This window comes from Billgrantia sp. NRB1 (genome assembly GCF_056921725.1).
This window is the reverse complement of the sequence record NZ_CM167783.1, coordinates 2,912,744-2,934,249: the sequence shown is the minus strand read 5'-3', so window position 1 is coordinate 2,934,249 and position 21,506 is coordinate 2,912,744. Positions and strand designations below refer to the sequence as shown.

General features: G+C 67.9%; 20 protein-coding genes. 16 read left to right on the top strand and 4 right to left on the bottom strand.

Annotated elements, in window-relative coordinates; all coding sequences use genetic code 11:
• Positions 1 to 88: 88 nt before the first annotated feature.
• Positions 89 to 1,777 carry a methyl-accepting chemotaxis protein gene (locus ACZIYR_RS13320; protein WP_483527012.1) on the bottom strand — a complete coding sequence of 563 codons (1,689 nt, stop codon included), beginning with the start codon at positions 1,775 to 1,777 and terminating at the stop codon, positions 89 to 91.
• 254 nt (positions 1,778 to 2,031) lie between these two features.
• Here ACZIYR_RS13320 and ACZIYR_RS13315 point away from each other — a divergent pair, with 254 nt between their 5' ends.
• Both ACZIYR_RS13315 and ACZIYR_RS13310 read left to right on the top strand, forming a co-directional pair.
• Positions 2,032 to 2,676 carry a LysE family translocator gene (locus ACZIYR_RS13315; RefSeq protein WP_483527011.1) on the top strand — a complete coding sequence of 215 codons (645 nt, stop codon included), beginning with the start codon at positions 2,032 to 2,034 and terminating at the stop codon, positions 2,674 to 2,676.
• Between the two features lie 74 nt (positions 2,677 to 2,750).
• A complete protein-coding gene (locus ACZIYR_RS13310; RefSeq protein ID WP_473034208.1) occupies positions 2,751 to 3,002 on the top strand; it encodes a hypothetical protein in 252 nt (83 codons plus the stop codon).
• Positions 3,003 to 3,364: 362 nt separating this feature from the next.
• Here ACZIYR_RS13310 and ACZIYR_RS13305 read toward each other — a convergent pair whose 3' ends face one another.
• Complete coding sequence (locus ACZIYR_RS13305; RefSeq protein ID WP_483527010.1) at positions 3,365 to 5,329, bottom strand: transglycosylase SLT domain-containing protein; 1,965 nt, start codon at positions 5,327 to 5,329, stop codon at positions 3,365 to 3,367.
• A 194-nt stretch (positions 5,330 to 5,523) separates the two neighbouring features.
• On the opposite strand from ACZIYR_RS13305, the gene ACZIYR_RS13300 reads away from it, so the two are divergent.
• The 7 genes from ACZIYR_RS13300 to sixA all read left to right on the top strand — a co-directional run bounded on the left by ACZIYR_RS13300 (position 5,524) and on the right by sixA (position 13,628).
• Positions 5,524 to 6,042: a PaaI family thioesterase gene (locus ACZIYR_RS13300; protein ID WP_483527009.1), complete on the top strand. Its 519-nt coding sequence runs from the start codon at positions 5,524 to 5,526 to the stop codon at positions 6,040 to 6,042.
• Entirely contained in the window at positions 6,035 to 6,502 is a 468-nt protein-coding gene (locus ACZIYR_RS13295; protein WP_483527008.1) for a PaaI family thioesterase, read from the top strand. The genes ACZIYR_RS13300 and ACZIYR_RS13295 overlap by 8 nt, the downstream gene beginning before the upstream one ends.
• Before the next feature lie 94 nt (positions 6,503 to 6,596).
• Positions 6,597 to 8,501, top strand: coding sequence for a molecular chaperone HtpG (gene htpG / locus ACZIYR_RS13290; RefSeq protein ID WP_483527007.1), 1,905 nt, complete (start codon positions 6,597 to 6,599; stop codon positions 8,499 to 8,501).
• 260 nt (positions 8,502 to 8,761) lie between these two features.
• Complete coding sequence (locus ACZIYR_RS13285; RefSeq protein WP_473034205.1) at positions 8,762 to 10,330, top strand: Re/Si-specific NAD(P)(+) transhydrogenase subunit alpha; 1,569 nt, start codon at positions 8,762 to 8,764, stop codon at positions 10,328 to 10,330.
• Between the two features lie 16 nt (positions 10,331 to 10,346).
• The gene (locus tag ACZIYR_RS13280; protein WP_483527006.1) at positions 10,347 to 11,789 is read left to right on the top strand and encodes an NAD(P)(+) transhydrogenase (Re/Si-specific) subunit beta; all 1,443 of its coding nucleotides are present in this window, start codon (positions 10,347 to 10,349) and stop codon (positions 11,787 to 11,789) included.
• A 287-nt stretch (positions 11,790 to 12,076) separates the two neighbouring features.
• Entirely contained in the window at positions 12,077 to 13,162 is a 1,086-nt protein-coding gene (locus ACZIYR_RS13275; RefSeq protein WP_483527005.1) for an NAD(P)H-dependent glycerol-3-phosphate dehydrogenase, read from the top strand.
• Complete coding sequence (sixA, locus tag ACZIYR_RS13270) at positions 13,155 to 13,628, top strand: phosphohistidine phosphatase SixA (protein ID WP_483527004.1); 474 nt, start codon at positions 13,155 to 13,157, stop codon at positions 13,626 to 13,628. Before ACZIYR_RS13275 ends, sixA begins: the two co-directional genes overlap by 8 nt.
• Here the strand turns inward: sixA and ACZIYR_RS13265 are convergent.
• A complete protein-coding gene (locus ACZIYR_RS13265; RefSeq protein ID WP_483527003.1) occupies positions 13,625 to 14,572 on the bottom strand; it encodes an AEC family transporter in 948 nt (315 codons plus the stop codon). The two genes, sixA and ACZIYR_RS13265, sit on opposite strands and share 4 nt — an antisense overlap.
• 214 nt (positions 14,573 to 14,786) lie before the next feature.
• Between ACZIYR_RS13265 and ACZIYR_RS13260 the strand changes: the two genes are divergently transcribed.
• The 3 genes from ACZIYR_RS13260 to ACZIYR_RS13250 are packed head-to-tail and all read left to right on the top strand — an operon-like array spanning position 14,787 to position 17,568.
• A complete protein-coding gene (locus tag ACZIYR_RS13260) occupies positions 14,787 to 15,599 on the top strand; it encodes an alpha/beta fold hydrolase (RefSeq protein WP_483529084.1) in 813 nt (270 codons plus the stop codon).
• A complete protein-coding gene (locus tag ACZIYR_RS13255) occupies positions 15,596 to 16,516 on the top strand; it encodes an alpha/beta fold hydrolase (RefSeq protein WP_483527002.1) in 921 nt (306 codons plus the stop codon). The genes ACZIYR_RS13260 and ACZIYR_RS13255 overlap by 4 nt, the downstream gene beginning before the upstream one ends.
• Positions 16,513 to 17,568, top strand: coding sequence for a patatin-like phospholipase family protein (locus tag ACZIYR_RS13250; RefSeq protein WP_483527001.1), 1,056 nt, complete (start codon positions 16,513 to 16,515; stop codon positions 17,566 to 17,568). The genes ACZIYR_RS13255 and ACZIYR_RS13250 overlap by 4 nt, the downstream gene beginning before the upstream one ends.
• Here ACZIYR_RS13250 and ACZIYR_RS13245 read toward each other — a convergent pair.
• Positions 17,565 to 18,140: a Smr/MutS family protein gene (locus ACZIYR_RS13245; RefSeq protein ID WP_473034201.1), complete on the bottom strand. Its 576-nt coding sequence runs from the start codon at positions 18,138 to 18,140 to the stop codon at positions 17,565 to 17,567. The genes ACZIYR_RS13250 and ACZIYR_RS13245 overlap by 4 nt on opposite strands.
• A gap of 119 nt (positions 18,141 to 18,259) precedes the next feature.
• Here ACZIYR_RS13245 and prmB point away from each other — a divergent pair, with 119 nt between their 5' ends.
• From prmB to ACZIYR_RS13225, 4 genes are all read left to right on the top strand, one after another.
• Positions 18,260 to 19,213 carry a 50S ribosomal protein L3 N(5)-glutamine methyltransferase gene (prmB, locus tag ACZIYR_RS13240; protein ID WP_483527000.1) on the top strand — a complete coding sequence of 318 codons (954 nt, stop codon included), beginning with the start codon at positions 18,260 to 18,262 and terminating at the stop codon, positions 19,211 to 19,213.
• Positions 19,214 to 19,244: 31 nt separating this feature from the next.
• Positions 19,245 to 20,330: a chorismate synthase gene (gene aroC / locus ACZIYR_RS13235; RefSeq protein ID WP_483526999.1), complete on the top strand. Its 1,086-nt coding sequence runs from the start codon at positions 19,245 to 19,247 to the stop codon at positions 20,328 to 20,330.
• Positions 20,331 to 20,401: 71 nt separating this feature from the next.
• Entirely contained in the window at positions 20,402 to 20,815 is a 414-nt protein-coding gene (locus ACZIYR_RS13230; protein WP_483526998.1) for a DUF6489 family protein, read from the top strand.
• A gap of 139 nt (positions 20,816 to 20,954) precedes the next feature.
• Positions 20,955 to 21,401 carry a phasin family protein gene (locus ACZIYR_RS13225; protein ID WP_483526997.1) on the top strand — a complete coding sequence of 149 codons (447 nt, stop codon included), beginning with the start codon at positions 20,955 to 20,957 and terminating at the stop codon, positions 21,399 to 21,401.
• The last annotated feature ends 105 nt before the right edge of the window (positions 21,402 to 21,506 follow it).

Here is a 21,506-nt window from a genome sequence, read left to right as displayed (position 1 = left end):
CCGCCAATTCCACTGTAGAGCGAAAATCCCAGAGCGTCCAGCGCCACGGGGGCGGCGCCGTGCCGCCCCCGGGGCGTGGGATTTCCATCTAGAATGCCTCCCATTCGGCCTCACGGCGCTGCTGGGCGGGTCGCGCCGGCAGCTGGCCGGCCGGGGAGTGGTTCGGCCGCGGGTCACGGGGTGCTTCGGGCCGCGACGGCCGCTCGCGTCCCGACAGCTGGAACTTGGCCACCGCCTCGGTGAGGCGCTGCGCCTCGGTCTGCAGCTGGTTGGCCGCGCGGCTGGCCTGCTGGACCAGCGCCGCGTTCTGCTGGGTGGTCTGGTCCATGTCGCCGACCGCGGTGTTCACCTCGCCGATGCCGGAGCGCTGCTCCCGTGACGCTACGGCGATCTCGTCCATCAGGTCATTGACCCGCTGCACCGAGGCCATGATTTCGCTCATGGTGGTGCTGGCCGTATCGGCCTGCTGGGTACCGGCGGCGATCTGTTCGACCGAGGTCTCGATCAGCTGGCGAATATCGGTCGCCGCCTCGGCGCTGCGGGTGGCGAGCTGGCGAACTTCGCTGGCCACCACCGCGAAACCGCGGCCGTGCTCGCCGGCCCGGGCGGCCTCCACCGAGGCGTTCAGCGCCAGGATATTGGTTTGGAAGGCGATGGAGTCGATCAGGCCGATGATCTCGGTGATCTGCTGCGAACCCTGGCGAATCTCATGCATGCGCGCCACCACGTTGGCCACCACCTGGTTGCCCTGCTCGGCGCGGCCGGCCGCTTCGCGTGCCACGTGACTCGCCTGGGCGGCGTTCTCGCTGTTGCGCTCCATGGTCGAGGTCATCTCTTCCATGCTCGAGGCGGTCTCGGTCAGCGAGGCGGACTGGCGCTCGGTGCGTTCGGCCAGGTCCTGGTTGCCGCCGGCGATCTCGCGGGCGCTGGAGAGGATCTCGCCGCTGCTGTCACGCACCGTGGTCACGGTGGTCGAGAGGCCACGCTGCATGTCGCGCAGGGCGGCGTAGAGCTTGCCGATCTCGTTGCGCCCGCGGGTCTCGATCTTGGCACTCAGGTCGCCCTTGGCCATGCGCTGGAAGTGCTCGATGATCCTGTCCAGGGGACGGATCAGGTTGGCGCCCACCCCCCAGAAGACCAGGCAGACCGTGAGCAGGGCGGCGATGAATACCGCGATGATGGCGATGCGGGCGGTGTTGACCACCCATTCGAAGCCGTCGGTGCGCTGGCTCCCTTCGGCCTCCACCCTGTGGAAGAAGCCGATGGCATCCTGATAGAAGTCCCGGTACTGGTCATAGGCGGCGGGACGCAGCGAGCGGTAGGCATCGCTCTCGCCCCTGGCCAGCGCCTCGGCTTGGGGCTCGAGAGTCTCGGCCATGAGCCGCTCGAAGCTCTCGGCGATGGGGGCGATCAGCGGTTCATGCTCGGGCTCGGCCGGCAGGGCGAGAAAGTCGGCCATGGCATCGGCGGCGGAGGCCAAGGCGTCGGCAGCCTCCCGGGCGCGGGCCTGGCGCTCGGCGTCGGAGAGTACGGTACCCGGCTCGATCGTGGCCTCGTAGAGGCGTGCCAGCTCCAAGCGGGCCGCCTGGAGCGTGGAGTTGGTGCGATTGAGGGTGGCCTGCTGATTGACGTTGATGGCGTTGAACGCCTCGAGGCTGCGCTGGCTGTGGTTGACCGCATAGAGTCCTACACCGCTCAGCACCATCAGCAGGGCGGTAAAGACCAGCAGGACCAGGGTCCAGCTCATTCTCACCGACAGGTTGTCCAGTAGGCGCATTGGGCATCTCTCCTGTTGTTGTAGTCGATAGCGACCGTTGCAGGGGGTCATCGACCCGGCATGGCCGATTGGCCGTCTGGGGGCGGCCGTTATCGAGGGGCTCTCTAGCATGCCTGGAGCATTTCTTAATGTATACAATTTGATCGATAAATGTCGACCAGTGAGGATGGCCATCAAGAGGCGCCGCTTTTGCGTACAATGCCGTCTTTGCCCCTTGAAATGCCGTACGGCCTTGTTTGGCAGGAGTTGTCGCGATGCTGGTGGATGCTCAGTTCTGGCCCTTCCTGGTGGCCATCACCCTGCTGACCATGAGTCCCGGGGTGGATACCCTGCTGGTGATTCGCAATACCGCCCGCGGTGGCGTTCGCGACGGTGCACTCACCAGCCTGGCGATCTGCTGCGGGCTCTTCGTTCATGCCTCGGTGTCGGCGCTGGGCATTTCGCTGATCGTGCTGCAGTCGGCATGGGCCTTCGGGGTGCTCAAGCTTGCGGGTGCCGGTTACCTGGTGTGGCTGGGCATCACCAGCCTGCTGGCGGCACGGCGCGGGCGGGGGCTGCCGGTGGCCGGCGTCAGCGGTGAGCGTCAGGCGGTGCCGGCCGCGCAGTCGCTGCGCGAGGGCTTTCTCTGCAATGTGCTCAACCCCAAGACGGTGGTCTTCTACATGGCCTTTCTGCCTCAGTTCATCGCCCCCGGGGACCCGGCGCTGGTCAAGTCGCTGTTCCTGGCCGGGGTGCACTTCGTCATTGCCAACCTGTGGCAGATCGCCATCGCGGTGATGGTTGGCGGGGCGGGCCGGCTGCTGGCCAGCCGTGCCTTCGCTCGGGGGCTCAACGGCGCCACCGGTGCGGTGCTGGTGGTGCTGGGCGTGCGACTTGCCTTCGAGCGCCAGCCGGTCTGATAGGCGGCTTGAGTAGCCGTCACCGATATGGGCTATACTTAAGACGAATATTTGAGCTGCGAGAGGAGAGGAATATGCGCAACAAGCTGGGAATTGCCCTGTACTTTCTCTTTTCGGCAGGGGCCATCGTCGTGATGTTCGCTCTGGTGGCCGGTCTGGTGTATCTGCTTGCCTTCGATGGGTACCCACTGAGTTTTAATCTGCTTTCGGGCAGCCTGTTCTTCATTATTCTGGCCGCCATTTTCTGGATTTGCGGCCAGGCCGCCAAGCATTTCCTGACCGATGCCGGGCCGTCATCGCCATCCAATGGCAACGCCTCCTCCTGACGGCAGGGCGCCGATGTCAGTGCGTGTCGCTCGCTGGGCAACACCGCCGGGAGGCTGTCGCCTCCAGTCGCGATCTGAAGATTCTCCTACATGGCGGTGGTTGCTGACTTTGTAGGAGCGCTGCTCCGCATCGCGACTGGCGCCGGTAGGCGCCCCGGCGGAGGTCGCCGGCGGAGGTCGCCGGCGCGGGCGCTGATCGCCAGCGTGGGCAACACCGCCGGGAGGCTGTCGCCTCCAGTCGCGATCTGAAGATTCTCCTACAGCGCGGCAATCGCTGACCTTGTAGGAGCGCTGCTCCGCATCGCGACTGGCGCCGGTAGGCGCCCCGGCGGTGTCGCCAGCGCTGGCAACACCGCCGGAAGTCAGTTTCGCGCCAGCAGCGAACGGTCGTAGCGCACGCTCTTCTCTCCCGGGCTGAGCATCGACACCCCTTCGCTGCTGCCGCCGTTGGCCAGGCTCTCGAAGATGACGCGATAGGTCAGCACCGCCTGGACATAGTCGCGGGTTTCACGGAAGGGGATGCTCTCGACGAAGAGGTCGAACTCATCCGGGGCATCGCGCAGCCAGCGATCCACCCGTCCTGGCCCGGCGTTGTAGGCCGCTGCGGCGGCCAGCCGGTTGCCCCGATAGCGATCGATCATGTCGCGGATGTAGGTGCTGCCCAGGCGAATGTTGAGCTCAGGGTCGAGCACGCCATAGGGGCCCGGGTCGCTGATCCCGAGTTGGCGGGCCAGCTGGGTGGCGGTGCCCGGCATGATCTGCATCAGGCCCCGGGCGCCGGCGGGGGAGAGGGCCTCAGGGTTGTAGGCGCTCTCGCGGCGGGTGATCCCCATCAGCAGGTAGGGGTCGACGCCGCTGAGGCGCCCCCAGTGCAGGAAGTGCTCGCGATAGGCCTCCGGGAAGCGCCACTCCAGGGCGTCCCACATCTGGCCGGTGATGGTGGTCTGCACCAGCTTGGGGTACCAGCCGCGGCGCTGGGCATAGTCGGCCAGCGCCCGCGCTTCGCGCTCCTCGGCTCGGGCCACTGCCGCGTACCACTCGCTGGCGGCCAGGCCATCCTCGCCGATGCGCAGCAGCGCCTCGGTGCGTACCACGGCAGGCCAGCCGGCCACCTGCTCACGGAAGCGCTCGTCGAAGCCGTTGCGCTCCAGGTTGAGGGCGTAGGGCTGGCCCAGCCGGTCGGCGGCAGCGAAGCCGAAGAAGTTGCGCCCCTGGGCGGAGCTGGCATAGGCGGCCTCGGCGCGCTCGGCGTTGCCCAGCCGCTCATGGGCGCGGGCGGTCCAGTACTGCCAGCGGCTCTGCTGGCGCTGGTCGTCGGGCATGGCCTCGAGCCAGCGCAGCGCGCCGGCCCAATCGCGCTCGGTCAGGGCCCGCCGGACCCGCAGCTCCAGCACCCGGTCGGAGTCGAGCTGCGCCAGCGTCTCGTCGACCCAGCCGCGGCTATTGTCGATATCGCGGACCAGCGAGTAGAAGACCAGCTCCTCCTCGATGGCCCGGCGCTGTTCGGGCTCGATGGGCAGCTGCGCGGCGATCTGGCGCCACGCCGTCAGCGCTGCTTCGGTATCGGCCCGAGTGAGGCCGTGCATGGCCGCGGCAAACAGCGGCCCGCTGCCGCGGCACTCCGGCCCGATGCACCTCGGCACTCGGGTCACTGCCGCATGGTCCTGCTGCAGCCGTTCCACGGCCGCGCGGCCCTCGGCCCAGCGGCTGCCCAGCATTCGGCCCAGGTAGCGTACCATGCCGCTTTCCCCCGCCTGCCAGGCCAGCATCTTGCGCTCCCAGATCTCCTGCTCACCGATCTCACCGCGGGTGCGCAGGGTATCGAACAGGGTGTCGCAGGCATCGGGCTGGGAGCGCCCGACGTTCCATAGCGCTCGACCGCCCTCGGCGGCCTGCTCGGGCGCCACGTCGAGCAGTGCGGTGTAGTAGTAGCACTGGCGGTGCGTTCCCCGGGGCTCGCCGTCGGCCACGGCGCGCAGGTAGGCATGGCGCTGGGCCGCGCCGTAGCGGGCGATCGCCTGGCCACGCATCCACTCGCCGAGGGGAGAGTCGGCGTGGCGATCGATGTAGTCCAGCACCTGGGCGGGGGACACGTCGGGCAGGCGGTTGCGCAGGCGATGGTACTCCACATAGCCGCTCAGCACATGGCCGTCGATGGCGGCGAAATCGACCTTGTCCCACTGCTGGTCGCGGGCGGCGGCCAGGGCGTCGCGAAGGTCGCTATCGCTTGCCGCCGCAGCGGGCTGGGCGGCGGCCAGCAGCGGAAGCGAGAGGGTGGCCACGGCAAGCCAGGCGGCAGCGCGGCGCAGCGAAAGGCGTTGGCGCATGGGGCGGGTCTCCGGGGGTAAATGACTCGACCAGAGTATCGTCGCCTATCGCGTGGCGTTTGAGTAGGGTACAGCCACGCTTTTTCTCCCGGTGAGTGAGCATTGACCGACACGGGCGCGCTTGTGCTGTCGATAATTGCCGGCTAGGCTCAGGCAACAACGAGATCAAACGATTGTTTTAAAGGAGCCAGGGCGTGCCCCCCACCGATTCACCCCCCTCGGCGCTTGCCGGTCCCGACGCCGAGGCCTGGCGCCGCGCCCTGCAGCGCTTCGCCTCGGTGATCCCCCATACTCGTGAGCTGGGCCTCGAAGTGGTGGCGGTTGCGCCGCCCGAGGTGACCATGCGCCTGCCCTGGCAGCCGGCACTGCTGGGCGATGCCTCCCAAGGCTTGGCCCACGGCGGCGTGCTGACCATGCTGCTCGACACCGTCTGTGGCGCCTCGGTGCTGTGCGGGCTGTCCTCGCCCGAGGTGTGCCCGACCCTGGACCTGCGCGTGGACCACTACCGCCCGGCGGTGGCCGACCAGGCCATCATGGCCCGGGCGCGGGTGCTGAGGGTCACCGAGTCCATGGTATTCACCGAGGGCACCCTGTGGCAGCAGCCGCAGCGGCCCATTGCCCGGGGCATCGGCAACTTCGTGCGGCTGGGGCCGCGCAATACGCCGCCGGGCTTCGTCGAGGCGCTGTTCGCGGAGGAGGATGACCATGCCTGAGGGCTTTCACGACGTCGCCTGGCTGGAGCGGACCCGGGCCGAGAGCGACGTGGCCGCCTGGCTGGCGCTGGTGCCCTATGCCCGTCACATCGGCGTCGAGGCGGCGCCGGACCCGCGTGCCGATGGCCTGATCTTCGTGTTGACGCCGCAGGAGCGCAACATTGGCAACGTGCTGCTGCCGGCGCTGCACGGCGGGGTGGTGGCGGCCTTCATGGAGACCGCGGCGACCCTGGACCTGATGCTCGCCGCCCGGGAGCCGCGCCTGCCGCGCATCGTCGATTTCTCCATCGACTACCTGCGCACGGCGCGGGTGGTGCCGACCCACGCCCGCTGCGCCCTGCTGCGCGAGGGGCGGCGCCTGGCCAACGTCCAGGTCACCGCCTGGCAGGCGCAGGAGTCGGAGCCGGTGGCCACGGCGCGGCTGCACTTCGTGCTGGGCCCGCCGGAACACGACGCTTGAAATTATCGCACCGGCCCCCATATCGCTGACCAGTTGTTATCGGGCGGCGCCATTCGGGCGTCGCCGCTGGTTCAAGCCATGAGGTAAAAGGTCCATGTCCACTGCCACCCGCGAGGAAACCCTCGGCTTCCAGACCGAGGTCAAGCAGCTGCTGCACCTGATGATTCACTCCCTGTACTCCAACCGGGAGATCTTCCTGCGCGAGCTGATCTCCAACGCCGCCGACGCCTGCGACAAGCTGCGCTATGCGGCACTGGACAATGATGCCCTGTATGAAGGCGACAGCGAGCTGCGCATCGAGATCGATCACGACGCCGAGGCCGGCACCGTGACCGTGCGCGACAACGGCGTCGGCATGAGCCGTGAGGAAGTGATCGCCAACCTCGGCACCATCGCCAGAAGCGGCACCGCCGAATTCCTCAAGCAGCTCACCGGCGAGCAGCAGAAGGACGCCCGGCTGATCGGCCAGTTCGGGGTGGGCTTCTATTCGAGCTTCATCGTCGCCGACGAGGTGACGGTGCGCACCCGCAAGGCGGGCAGCGACAAGGGCGAGGGCGTGGAGTGGCGCTCCAAGGGTGAGGGCGAGTTCACCGTTGCCGAGGTCGAGCGCGAGGCCCACGGCACCGAGATCGTCCTGCACCTCAAGGACGACGCCAAGGAGTTCGCCGACGACTTCCGCCTGAAGAGCCTGGTGCGCAAGTACTCCGACCATATCGAGGTGCCGGTGCGCATGCCCAAGGTCGAGAAGGCCCGCGACGAGGAGGGCAAGGAGATCGAGGGCAGCGAGACGGTCAGTTGGGAGACCGTCAACGAGGCCACTGCGCTGTGGGTGCGCCCCAAGAGCGAGATCTCCGACGAGGAGTACCAGGCCTTCTACAAGCACGTGGCTCACGATTTCTCCGATCCGCTCACCTGGAGCCACAACAAGGTCGAAGGCAAGCTGGAGTATACCAGCCTGCTCTACGTGCCCGGCCGCGCGCCCTTCGATCTCTACGAGCGCGACGGCGCCCGGGGCGTCAAGCTCTACGTGCAGCGCGTCTTCATCATGGACGACGCCGAGCAGTTCCTGCCGCTCTACCTGCGCTTCATCAAGGGCGTGCTGGACACCCGCGACCTGTCGCTCAACGTCTCCCGCGAACTGCTTCAGCAGGACCCCAAGGTCGAGAAGATCAAGTCCGCGCTGACCAAGCGGGCGCTGGACATGCTCAAGAAGCTGGCCAAGGACAAGGCGGCCTACCAGACTTTCTGGAACACCTTCGGCAGCGTGCTCAAGGAGGGGCCGGCGGAGGACTTCGCCAACCGCGAGAAGATCGCCGGCCTCTTGCGCTTCTCCACCACCCACACCGACAGCGCCACCCAGGACCAGTCCCTGGCCGACTACGTCGAACGTATGAAGGAAGGCCAGCAAAAGATCTACTACATCGTGGCCGACGGTTTCAACGCCGCCAAGTCGAGCCCGCATCTGGAGATCTTCCGCAAGAAGGGCATCGAGGTGCTGTTGCTGCACGATCGCATCGACGAGTGGCTGATGAGCCATCTCCACGAGTTCGACGGCAAGGGCTTTGTGGACGTGGCCAAGGGCGAGCTTGACCTCGGTGAGATCGAGGGAGAGGAGGAGAAGAAGGCCCAGGAAGAGACCGCCAAGGCCAAGGAGGACCTGGTCAAGCGGGTCAAGGAGGCGCTTGGCGAGGAAGTCCAAGAGGTCAAGGTGACCCACCGGCTGACCGATTCGCCGGCCTGCGTGGTGCTCCCCGAGCACGAGATGGGCTTCCAGATGCGCCGCATCATGGAAGCGGCCGGCCAGAGCCTTCCGGAGGTGAAGCCGATCCTCGAGCTCAACCCCGAGCATGCTCTGGTGGCGCGCCTGGAGAGCGCCGAGGGCGATAGCTTCGGTGATCTCGCGCGTATCCTGCTCGACCAGGCGATCATCGCCGAGGGTGGCCACCTGGACGATCCGGCGGCCTACGTGAAGCGGCTCAACGCCCTGCTCATCCGCTGACGCCTCTCAGTCGGGCATGTTGCCCGAGACAATTCACCCTTCATGGCCGCCTTTGGGCGGCCATTTTTTTCCATATTGAGGCGTTAATTGACGCTGACGTTAAGGGAAGCCTTTTGCCAAGGGGGCGGCGTGTCACGCCAAAAAAGCGCGCCGGAAAGATCGCTATCGGTTCACTTGGTAGTTGTGCAATGCAGTAGCGTCAGGTATGAATACCGGGACCGATTTATGCCAGATTTCAATAACCATAAGGGAGATCCAACGTGAAGATTGGTGCACCCAAAGAGCTCGCCAAGGGGGAGGCGCGTGTCGCCCTGACCCCGGAGAGCGTCAAGGAAATTCACAAGCTGGGACACGAGTGCCTCATCGAGGCCGGCGCCGGCACGGCCGCCGGCTTCGCCGATGAGGCCTACCGCGAGGCGGGCGCCAGCGTGGTGGCGGATGCCCAGGCCCTTTGGCAAGACGCCGAGGTGGTCATCAAGGTGCGCGAGCCGACCGATGAGGAGGCCGACCGCCTGCGCGAGGGCCAGACGCTGATCGCCTTCTTCTGGCCGGCCCAGAACGAGGCGCTGCTGGAGCGCTGCCGCGCTACCGGTGCCACCGTGATCGCCATGGACATGGTGCCGCGCATTTCCCGGGCCCAGAAGATGGATGCGCTCTCGAGCATGGCCAATATCGCCGGCTACCGGGCGGTGATTGAGGCAGGCAATCAGTTCGGACGCTTCTTCACCGGCCAGGTTACCGCCGCCGGTAAGGTGCCACCGGCCAAGGTGCTGGTGATCGGCGCCGGGGTGGCGGGGCTCTCCGCCATCGGCACGGCGACCAGTCTCGGCGCCGTGGTGCGTGCCTTCGACGTGCGTCCCGAGGTGGCCGAGCAGATCGAGTCCATGGGCGCCGAGTTCCTGTTCCTCGACTTCGAGGAGAGCGCCGACGGCTCGGAGAGCGGCGGCTATGCCAAGCCCTCCAGCCCCGAGTTTCGCGAGAAGCAGCTGGCCTGCTTTCGCGAGCAGGCCCCCGAGGTGGACATCGTCATCACCACCGCCCTGATTCCCGGGCAGCCGGCGCCCAAGCTGTGGCTCGAGGACATGGTTGCCTCGATGAAGCGCGGCTCGGTGATCATCGATCTGGCCGCCGAGAAGGGCGGCAACTGCGACCTCACCCAGCCGGACCAGACGGTGGTCAGCGACAACGGCGTGACCGTGGTCGGCTACACCGATTTTCCGTCGCGCATGGCCACCCAGGCCTCGGCGCTCTACGCCACGAACATCCGCCATATGCTCACCGACCTGACCCCGGGCAAGGACGGGACGATCGTGCATGACATGGAGGATGACGTGATCCGCGGGGCCACGGTGGCCCACCAGGGCGAGATCACCTTCCCGCCGCCGCCGCCCAAGGTCAAGGCCATCGCCGCCAAGCCCAAGGAGAAGGTCAAGGAGCCCACGCCGGAAGAGAAGCGCGCCGCCGAGCACGCCACCTTCGTGGAGCAGACCAAGCGCCAGGCGATTCTGCTCGGCGTGGGGGGCGCCCTGATGCTGCTGTTGGCGCAGATCGCTCCAGCCTCCTTCATGCAGCACTTCATCGTCTTCGTGCTGGCCTGTTTCGTCGGCTTCCAGGTGATCTGGAACGTCAGCCACTCGCTGCACACGCCCCTGATGGCGGTGACCAACGCCATCTCCGGGATCATCATTCTCGGCGCCGTGCTGCAGATCGGCTCGGGTAACTGGATCGTGGTGCTGTTGGCGGCCATCTCCGTGCTGATCGCCACCATCAACATCGTCGGCGGCTTCCTGGTGACACGCCGGATGCTGGCCATGTTCCAGAAATCGTGAGCGGCGGAGACACAACATGTTAAGTCAGGGATTTGTATCGGCCGCGGCGATTGCGGCAAGCGTGCTCTTCATCCTCTCGCTGGGGGGGTTGAGCAATCAGGAGAAGGCCAAGCGGGCGGTGTGGTACGGCATCGTAGGCATGGCCGTGGCGGTGCTGTTCACCGCCTTCGGTCCGGGCATCGGGGCCTACTGGCTGATGATTCCCATGATCGTGATCGGCTCGGTGATCGGCTGGAAGGTGGCCAAGCAGGTGGCCATGACCGAGATGCCCCAGCTGGTGGCGGCGCTGCACAGCTTTGTCGGTCTGGCCGCGGTGTTCGTGGCCTGGAACGCCGATCTGGAGCGTCGTCGGGTGCTGGCCGTCCAGGCCGTGGAGGGGGCCACCGAGGAATTCTCGGCCTTCGCCGCCCTGGTGGCGACCAAGGCACCCGATGAGCTCACCTTCCTGCAGCTCGAGGTGGTGTTTGCCATCTTCATCGGTGCGGTGACCTTCACCGGCTCGGTGATCGCCTTCGGCAAGCTGGCCGGCAAGGTGGACGGCAAGGCCAAGCAGCTGCCCGGGGGGCATCTGCTCAACGCCGGTGCCGCGGCGCTGTCGCTGCTGCTGGCCATCCTCTATGTCAACGGTGCCGGCTTCTGGACGCTGCTGGTGCTGGCGGCGCTGGCCTTCTTCATCGGCTACCATCTGATCATGGGCATCGGCGGTGCCGACATGCCGGTGGTGGTGTCGATGCTCAACAGCTACTCCGGCTGGGCGGCGGCGGCCATCGGCTTCACGCTCTCCAACGACCTGCTGATCGTCACCGGCGCGCTGGTGGGCTCCTCGGGGGCGATCCTCTCCTACATCATGTGCAAGGCGATGAACCGCAACTTCATCAGCGTGATTCTGGGCGGTTTTGGGGCGGCCCAAGGCCCGGCCACAGAGATTGAGGGCGAGCAGGTGGCCATTGACGCCGCTGGCGTGGCCAGCACGCTGAACAACGCCGACAGCGTGATCATCGTGCCGGGCTACGGCATGGCGGTGGCCCAGGCCCAGAACGCGGTGAGCGAACTGGTGCGCAAGCTGCGCGCCGCGGGCAAGGAGGTGCGCTTCGCCATCCACCCGGTGGCCGGGCGCCTGCCGGGGCACATGAACGTGCTGCTGGCCGAGGCGCGGGTGCCCTACGATATCGTCATGGAGATGGACGAGATCAACGACGACTTCCCCAAAACCGACGTGGCGATCGTCATCGGCTCCAACGATATCGTCAATCCGGCCGCCCAAGAGGACCCCTCGAGCCCCATCGCCGGCATGCCGGTCCTCGAGGTGTGGAAGTCGCGGGTGGTGTTCGTCTGCAAGCGCGGCCAGGGTACCGGCTACTCGGGTATCGAGAACCCGCTGTTCTACAAGGAGAACACGCGCATGCTCTACGGCGATGCCCGAGAGAGCATCGACTCGCTGCTGTCGCTGCTCGACTGACCGCGGCCCCCGGGTTGGCCTCGCCGGCCCGGGGGGGCTCGTGACCGACGCGCCCCCTCGCCGGGGCGTTTTTTCGTTACAATCCTTAGCACACCCTTCCACTTTTGGTTCTTCGCATTTTAGCGTGAACATGTTTGGCAGGTTCTATGGTGGGAGGCCGGCTCTGCCGGGCGAAGGCGCCGCAGGCGCCCCCTGGGTAGCGCTGCGCGCTACTTCGCGAGCTGAAGCTCCCTCCCACAAGGCCCATTCACGCCAGTCTGCGATGAACCCCACTTTTCGGGGCGACCATGTCAGAAGAATCCATGCGGGTGGCGGTGCTCGGCGGCGGCAGCTTCGGCACCGCCCTTGCCAGTATCGCCGCCGACAACGGCGCCGACGTCCGTCAGTGGCTGCGCGACCCCGAGCTGGTCGCCCAGATCAACCGCGAGCACCGCAACGGCCGCTACCTGCCCGACTACGCCATCAACCCGGCGGTGCAGGCCTCCAGCGACATGGGCGAGGTGCTGCGTGGCGCCGAGCTGGTGCTGGTGGCGATCCCCTCCCAGGCCTTTCGCGAGGTGGTGCGCCAGGCGCTGCCCTGGCTGACCCGCGAGCAGATCCTCGTGAGCACCACCAAGGGCATCCAGGAAGAGGGCTTCAAGCTGATGAGCCGGATCCTCGAGGAGGAGACCGGCTTTACCCATATTGGCGTGATCTCCGGCCCCAACCTGGCCACCGAAATCGCTCAGAAACAGCTCACCGCCACGGTGGTGGCCAGCGATGACGCCCTGACCCGCACCCGAGTGCAGCAGGCGCTGAGCTGCGACTACTTCCGCGTCTATGCCAGTAACGACCGCTACGGGGTGGAGCTCGGCGGGGCGCTCAAGAACATCTACGCCATCGCCGCCGGCATGGCTGCGGCACTGGGCATGGGCGAGAATACCCGCAGCATGCTGATGACCCGGGCGCTGGCCGAGATGGGGCGCTTCGCCGTCGATCAGGGCGCCAACCCCATGACCTTCCTGGGGCTGGCCGGCGTCGGCGACCTGATCGTCACCTGCTCGTCGAGCCTGTCGCGCAACTACCGGGTCGGCTACGCCCTGGGCGAGGGCAAGACCCTGGATGAAGCGGTGGCGGCCCTAGGGCAGGTGGCCGAGGGGGTCAACACCGTGCGCCTGGTGCGCGAGAAAGCGCGTGAAGACGGTGTCTACATGCCGCTGGCCGAGGGACTCTATCAGGTGCTGTTCCAGGGGGTGCCGGCCCGGGAGATGGCGCGCATGCTGATGCGCGGCGAGCAGAGCAGCGACGTGGAGTTCCTGCTCTCCCGCGAGGACGTGCAGCGGGCCCATCGCCGCGTCGAGGCCCATGACGAGCGGGAGGCGGGCCATGAGTGAGCGCCTGCTAATCATGCGTCACGGCGAGGCCGGCCCCGGTGTCCCCGATGCCCGGCGCGAGCTGACCGCCGGCGGCCAGACCGAGGCCGCCCGCATGGCCGACTGGCTGCAGTACCAGGCGCTGGACGGGGCGCGGATTCTGGTCAGCCCCTATCGCCGGGCCTGCCAGACGGCCGAGCACCTGGCCGCCGCCCTGAACGGCGAAGTGGAGACGCTGTCGATCATCACGCCGGACGACCCGCCTGCCGCCGTGGTCGATTGGCTGCTGGCGCAGGAGGCCGGGCGGCCGCTGCTGCTGGTCAGCCATATGCCGCTGGTGGGGGCCCTGACCGGCCTGCTGGTGGAGGGGCGAAGCGATCGCGGGCTCGGCTTTCCCACCGCCGCCGTGGCCGAGCTCGAGGCCGAGGTATGGGCGGCGGGCTGCGCCCGGCTGGCGCGGTTCACCGCCCCCTCGGACCTGGGCTAGATCAGCTCCAGCACTTTCAGTGCGAATACCCCCAGGGTGATGGTCACGCTGGCCATCAGCGTGGTCAGGGCGATGATATTGGCCGAGAGTGCTGCATTGCCGCCCATGGCCTTGACCATCACGAAGCTCGCTGCGGCCGTGGGGCTGGCGAAGAATAGGAACAGCACCCCCAGCTCGCGCCCCTCGAAGCCCGCCAGCCAGGCGGCGCCGGTGGCCAGCAGCGGCAGGGTGACCATCTTCATCAGGCTGGCGCCGGTGGCCAGGCGACCCGACTCCAGGATCGCACCCAGCGACAGGGTAGCGCCGATGCAGATCAGCGCCAGTGGCAGGGTCAGCGAGGCGAAGTAGTCGCCGGAGGTCATCAGCCAGCCGGGCAGGCGCAGCTCCAGAGCGGCCACCGGAATGGCGGCCACCACCGCCAGGATCAGCGGATTGCGGGCGATGTGGGCAAAGATGCTGCGCCAGTCGGCGCGCTGCCCCTCCTGATAGGTGACCAGGGCGATCACCGAGAAGGCGTTGTAGGTCAGGATCACGACCCCCAGCAGCAGCCCGCCCAGCGACAGGCCGTAGTCGCCGTACAGGCCGGCGGCCAGCGCCAGGCCGACGATGCCGCAGTTGCCGCGAAAGGCGCCCTGCACGTAGACCCCGCGTTCGGCGTAGGGCACCCGAGCGGCAGCCCAGCCCCAGGCGAACAGGAAACTGCCCAGGGTGGCCAGGGCGAAGAAGCCCAGCAGGGTGGGATTCAGGGTCGCATCCAGGTCGGCCCGGATGATGCTCAGGAAGATCAGCGTGGGCATGGTGGCCTTGAACACCAGCTGCGAGGCGGTGGCGACGAAGGCCTGGTCGATCCAGCCCAGCCGCTTGAGCCCCAGCCCGATGAACACCATGGCGAACACCGGCAGGGTGACTTCCAGGGTGCCGAGAAAGACCTCGAGCAGGTTCATCCGCGGGCCAGCCACAGGCCGACGATCACGGCGACGCTGGCGGTGATCCAGAACAGGCGGTTACGCAGGCGGGTATCGCGGGGTCGGGGCTTGGGGGCGGGCACGGGAGCTCCTGATCGAGGGGGGAGAAAATGAACAAGCGTTTGTTTCCGCTTGCGTTGGCGACAGGGGAATGGTAATCCCGTTAGTCTGCTATCGCTACCAGGGTTGCATGATGTCCCACGACGCCTCCTCTCGGCCGCGGCTGATCTTCGCCCACGCCAACGGCTTTCCCGGCATGAGCTACCGCAGCCTGCTCGCGCCGCTCGCCGAGCGCTTCGACGTTCACCCGGTCGACCGCCTGGGCCACCACCCCGGCTATCCTGTCGGCGATAACTGGCTGGCACTGCGCGAGGAGCTGCTCGACCAGCTGCCGGCCGGCGGCGAGCCGGTTGTCGGAGTCGGTCACTCCATGGGCGGGGTGCTGATGGCCATGGCTGCCGAGCGGGCGCCGGAACGCTTCCGCTGCGTGGTGATGCTCGACCCCCCGCTGATGCTGGGCCTGGACGCCTGGAGCATGAAGGTGGCCAAGCGCTTCGGCTTCGTCGACCGGGTGACCCCGGCGGGCAAGACCCTGGGGCGCCGGGCGGTCTGGCCCGACCGGCATACCATGGGCCACTACCTGCGTCGCCGCGGGCTGTTTCGCCGCTTTACCGAGCAGGCACTGCACGACTATATCGAGGGTGGCACCCGGCTGCGCGACGACGGCCAGGCGGAGCTGCTCTTCGACCCGGCCGTCGAGGTCGAGATCTTTCGTCACCTGCCCGACCACCTGACCCGGCTGCCCCGGCGACTGCGGGTACCCTTCGGGCTGCTGGCCGGCAGCGAGTCGGACCTGATCACCCCCGCCCGCCGCCGACGCCTGATTCGCCACGGCATCCGCCTGGCCCAGGTGCCGGGCACCCACATGTTTCCCATGGAGCATCCCGAGGAGACCCGCCAGGCGCTGCTGACGATGCTCGACACCCTGACGGAGGAGCGGCCATGAGCGAGCCTCGTACACTGACCCTGGCCGACGGCCGCCTGGCCGCCCTGTCCTGGGGGGACGAGCAGGCTCCCACCTGGCTGGCGCTGCACGGCTGGCTCGACAATGCGGCGAGCTTTACGCGCCTCGCCCCGCGGCTGGTCGAGGCGCTGGGCATCCGGGTGGTGGCCCTCGACTTCAGCGGACACGGCCACTCGCGGCATCGCCAGGGCGACTACGCCCTCTGGGACTACTGCCACGACCTGCTGGACGCCGCCGATGACTTGGGGATCGAGCGGCTGACCCTGCTGGCCCACTCCATGGGCGCCGGGGTGGCCTGCCTCACCGCCGCGGCACTGCCGGAGCGGGTGGCACGGCTGATGCTGATCGACGGCCTGGGAGCGGTGACCACCGCCGCCGACCGCGCATCGGCCCAGCTGCGCAAGGGGCTGAAAGCGGCGCGTCGCCCGCGTTCTCCGGCACCGCGCTATCCTGATGGTAAGACTGCGGTGGCGGCCCGGGTCGCCGGCGGGGTGACCCCGATTGATGCCGAGACGGCCGCCCCGCTGGTCCATCGCAATCTGCTGGAGGAGGGCGACGGTCACGTCCGCCTGCGCACCGATGGTCGGCTGCTGTGGCCCTCGCCGCTGCGCCTCTGCCCCGAGCAGGCCCTGGCGCTGCTGGGCGCGATACGCTGCCCGGTACTGCTGGTGGAGGGCGATGGTGGCATCCTCGGCGAGCGGGAGCAGGCGGTCGCCGCCCGTGGGGCGCTCGGCGCACTGACGCGCCGGGTGCTGCCCGGGGGGCATCACCTGCACCTGGAGCCGGCGACAGTCGGTAGCGTGGCGGAGGCCATCATCGCCTGGCAGGGGCGTTCGGGCCCTGTGATTTCAGCACCTGGGACCTCAGCGCACGGGACCTCAGAGGAGGACGACTCATGAGCAGGAAAACGGAGGCGGGCAAGCGGGTCGCGCTGACCCTGGGCAGCGGCGGGGCGCGGGGCTATGCCCATATCGGGGTGATCGAGGTGCTGGAAGCGCGTGGCTATGAGATCAGCGCCATCTCCGGCTGCTCGATGGGCTCGGTCATTGCCGGCGTCTTCGCTGCCGGCCAGCTGGAAGCCTATCGAGACTGGGTCTGCCAACTGGACTACTTCGATGTGCTGCGGCTGGTGGACGTCACCTGGAGCCCCATGGGGGCAATGCGTGCCAGCAAGGTGATGAGCAAGCTCGAGGAGCTTATCGGTGACATCCAGATCGAAGACCTGCCGATCCCCTTGACCACCGTGGCCACCGACCTGGCACGGCAGCGGGAGGTATGGTTCCAGTCGGGGCCGCTGCTGCGTGCGATCCGCGCCTCGATTGCCATACCCGGCGTCATCACCCCGGTGCATATCGGCGACACGACGCTGGTCGATGGCGGCCTGCTCAACCCCTTGCCCATCACGCCCACCGTTTCGTCCCATGCCGACATGATGATGGCGGTCAACGTGACCGCCCATAGCGCCCGTCCGGTGACGCTGGATGACCTGCTGCCATCCCCCGAGCAGGAAGAGGTGGAAGCGCAGGAGATCGCGCGGGGGTGGATGGACGTGCGCGGCGCAACCCGCTGGCTGTTCGAGGGCCGGGGGGCGGTCGAGAACGGCGAACGGGAGGAGAACGGCGAGGAGGAGCGGCCCGCCACCGGCCGGCGGGCCTGGGGCCGGCTGGACATGATCCTGGCCTCCTTCGATATCACCCAGGCGTCATTGGCCAAGTACAAGATTGCCGGCTATCCCCCCGACGTCTTGATCGAAGTGCCCAAGACGGTATGCGGCGCCTTCGAGTTTCATCGTGCCAGGTCGCTGATTCGCCTGGGACGTCACCTGGCCATGGAGGCGCTGGACCGCTACGAGGGTCGTCGCCATAGCGGCGAGGGGGGCAGCGGCGGGATGGTCGTCGAGCCCCCGCAGATGCCCGTCGAGCGGGAGTCGGGCGGCGGCCAGGAGTCCTAGGCGTCCTGGCCGCGGCGCCGCAGCAGCACATAGACCGCGCCGGTGCCGCCGTCGGCCTCCCGCGCCGAACAGAAGGCCAGCACCCCGGGCCACTCCCTGAGCCAGGCGTTGACGTGGCTCTTGATCACCGGATAGTCGGCGCTGGAGCCCCAGGCCTTGCCGTGCACCACCAGCACGCAGCGCTGGCGCTGGGCGGTGGATTCGCGCAGGAAGCTCTCCAGCTCCTGACGCGCTTCGTCCAGGGTGTAGCCGTGCAGGTCCAGCCCCGCCTCCCAGGCGATGCGGCCGCGCTTGAGCTGACTGCGAATGCGCCACGGCAGGTCGGGCAGTGCGAAGTCGAGGGGCTGCGAGGGGCGCACCGGCTCGACGCGTCCATCGCTGGTGCGGCTGGCCGTCTCGCTGCCGTCGGCCGCCACCGCGGCGGCGCGGCGCTGGGCGGCGGCTTCGTCCTGGCGGCGGGAGCGCCCGGGGTCGGCGCGGTTATGCACGATCCGGCGCACCCCCGCCTCGCGCAGGGCCTGGCGGAAAGCGCTGAAATCGTCATCGTCCGGCGGCGGGCGGCGTCGGCTCATAGGGGGCTCGGCAGTTCGATCGGGGCGCCCAGTATAGCGGCCTGAGCGCGGCTGTGAACCGCCCGCCGGCGCGGGTACAATCGTTGTCCCAATCCGCAACCGACCCCGCAGGATCTCCCGTGGCCGAATCCACCGCTGTTTCCCCCTCGACGCTGACCCTGGACGACGAGTCGCTCTGCGCGGGGCTGATCACCCTGCGCGACTGCCTGCGCTGGGCGGCCAGTGAATTCCACCTGGCCGGGCTCTTCCACGGCCACGGCACCGACTCCCCCTGGGACGAGGCGGTGGCGCTGACCCTGGGCGCCCTGCATCTGCCCTGGAACGTCGACCCGGCGGTGCTCGACGCCCGCCTGCTGCCCATGGAGCGCTCGCGCATCGTGGCCCTGGTGCGCGAGCGCATCGCCACCCGCCGGCCGCTGCCCTACCTGCTCGGCGAGGCCTTCTTCGCCGGCTTTCCGTTCAGCGTCGACGAGCGGGTGCTGATCCCTCGCTCGCCCATCGCCGAACTGGTCGAGGACGGCTTCGCCGCCTGGTTTCCCGAGGAGCCGCCGGCCCGAGTGCTCGACCTGTGCACCGGCTCGGGCTGCATCGGCATCGCCACCGCGCGCTACCTGCCCACCGCCGAGGTGGATCTCAGCGACATCAGCGACGATGCCCTGGCAGTGGCGCGCGAGAATATCGTGCGCCACGACGTCGGCGAGCGGGTGCGCGCCGTGGCCTCCGACCTCTTCGCCAACCTGGTCGGGCGGCGCTATGACCTGATCGTCTGCAATCCGCCCTACGTGGATGCCCGGGATCTGGCCACCATGCCCGCCGAGTTTCGCCACGAGCCCGCGCTCGCCCTGGGCGCCGGGGCCGATGGCCTGGATATCGTGCGCCGCCTGCTGCGCGAGGCCCGCGACCATCTCAGCGACGACGGGGTGCTGATCGTCGAGGTGGGCAACTCCGACCGTCACCTGGAGGCCGCCTTCCCCGAGGTGCCCTTCCTGTGGCTGGAGTTCGAGCGCGGGGGCCAGGGCGTCTTCGCCCTCACCGCCGCACAGCTCGACGCCCATGCGGCATCCTTTGCCTGATCCTTCGACCCGACCTTCACGAGGAGCGCCCATGTCCGGCAACACCTTCGGCAAGCTGTTTACCGTAACCACCTTCGGCGAGAGCCACGGCCCGGCGCTGGGCGCCATCGTTGACGGCTGCCCCCCGGGGCTGCCGCTGACCGAGGCGGACCTGCAGCGCGATCTGGACCGGCGCCGCCCCGGCACCTCGCGTCATACCACCCAGCGCCGCGAGCCCGACCGGGTGAGGATCCTCTCCGGGGTCTTCGAGGGGGTCACCACCGGCACCGCCATCGGCCTGGTGATCGAGAATACCGACCAGCGCTCCAAGGACTACTCCAACATCAAGGACCAGTTCCGCCCGGCCCACGCCGACTACAGCTACCACCACAAGTACGGCCGGCGCGACTACCGCGGCGGCGGGCGCTCCAGCGCCCGGGAAACCGCCATGCGGGTGGCCGCCGGGGCCATCGCCAAGCAGTACCTGGCCACCCAGGGCATCACCGTGCGTGGCTATATGAGCCAGCTGGGTCCCATCGAGATCGCCTTCAAGCAGTGGGACGCCGTGCAGGATAATCCCTTCTTCTGCCCCGACCCGGACAAGGTGCCCGAGCTTGAGGCCTTCATGGACCAGCTGCGCCGCGACCAGGACTCGGTGGGGGCCAAGATCACCGTGGTGGCCGAGGGGCTGCCGCCGGGGCTAGGCGAGCCGGTCTTCGATCGCCTCGACGCCGAGCTGGCCCACGGCCTGATGAGCATCAACGCCGTCAAGGGCGTGGAGATCGGCGCGGGCTTTGCGTCGGTAGCCCAGCGGGGCAGTGAGCATCGCGACGAGATGACCCCCGAGGGCTTTCTCTCCAACCATGCCGGCGGCGTGCTGGGCGGGATCTCCTCGGGGCAGCCGCTGATCGCCCACCTGGCGCTCAAGCCCACCTCCAGCATCACCACCCCGGGGCGCTCCATCGACGTTCACGGCAATCCCGTGGAGGTGGTCACCAAGGGGCGCCACGACCCCTGCGTGGGCATTCGCGCCACGCCCATCGCCGAGGCGATGATGGCGCTGACGCTGATGGATCATCTGCTTCGCCATCGCGGCCAGAATGCCGGCGTCAGCGTCGAGACACCGGTGCTACGGTGAAGGGAAGCGAGCTGCGTTGAGTGTCGGCGCAGGCTGCTACACTGAGGGTGACACCCGCGCAGAGGATTGCCATGAAAATCAACGTCGAGTTCGATCTGACACCGGATGAGTTCCGTCGCGCCCTGGGCCTGCCCGACGTCGAGGCCTTTCAGCAGGAGCTGCTCAACCGCATCCAGAAGCAGATGGAGTCGGGGGTGGAGGGCTATGATCCGATGAGCCTGATGCAGCCCTTCCTGCAGCAGCCGGGGATGCCTCAGGGGCTTTCCCAGGGCCTCTCCCAGGGGCTGTCCAGCTTCGGCACCTACCAGCAGATGATGCTCGACATGCTGCGCCAGGCCGCCAGCGGCGCCCGCTCCGGCGGCGATGCCGCCTCGGGGCAGAGCGAATCCGAGTCCGGCGGGGAAGCGGCAGGCAGCGCCAAGGCTCAGGGCGGTCGCCGCAAGAGTACGGCCAGCGCACGGTCGCGTTCGCAGCGCAAGGAGTGACTCTCTCCGGCGTCATCGCAGATGACACTGACCGGCTGTTGCATCCGGCTGCCTGGCAGACTACGCTTTGTGCGGTGCAGCATGGCGAGGGTCGCAATGCTGCGACCTTTGCGTTTACCGCTCCACAGGAGGTTTCACCATGTCGGACAAGATGACCGAGCAGTTCAACGAGCAAACGCGTCAGTTCTTCGAGCCCATGCGCAAGCTCAACTCGCTTATGCTGGGCAACATGGAAAAGATGACCGAGTATCAGCTCGAGGCCATGAAGCGCTACAGCCAGATGGGCACCGAGCGCATGCGCAGCGCCACCGAGGTCAGCGACCCCGAGGGGCTGCGGGATTTCGGCGCCCAGCAGGCCGAAATGATGAACGAGCTTTCCCAGCAGATGATGGAAGACGCCAAGGCCCTCTCCGAGATGAGCATGGAGTTCAAGGCGGAGCTCGAGAAGCTGTTCAGCGAAACCGGCCAGCAGATGGCCGACCAGGCCAAGCAGGCCGGGGGGACCGCCAAGCCGGGCGCTGAAGGAGCCGCCAAAAAGGCGGACGCGCCGGCCAAGGCCAGCAGCCAGGCCTCGCGCAAGAGTTGAAAGTGATGGGTGAGTGCTCGGCTCGGCGTGATCGCCAGCCGAGCGCTGTCCGGCTCGCAGCGACGTGTTGGACAAGGCCTGAGGTGGCGCCATGCCTGGCCGCCG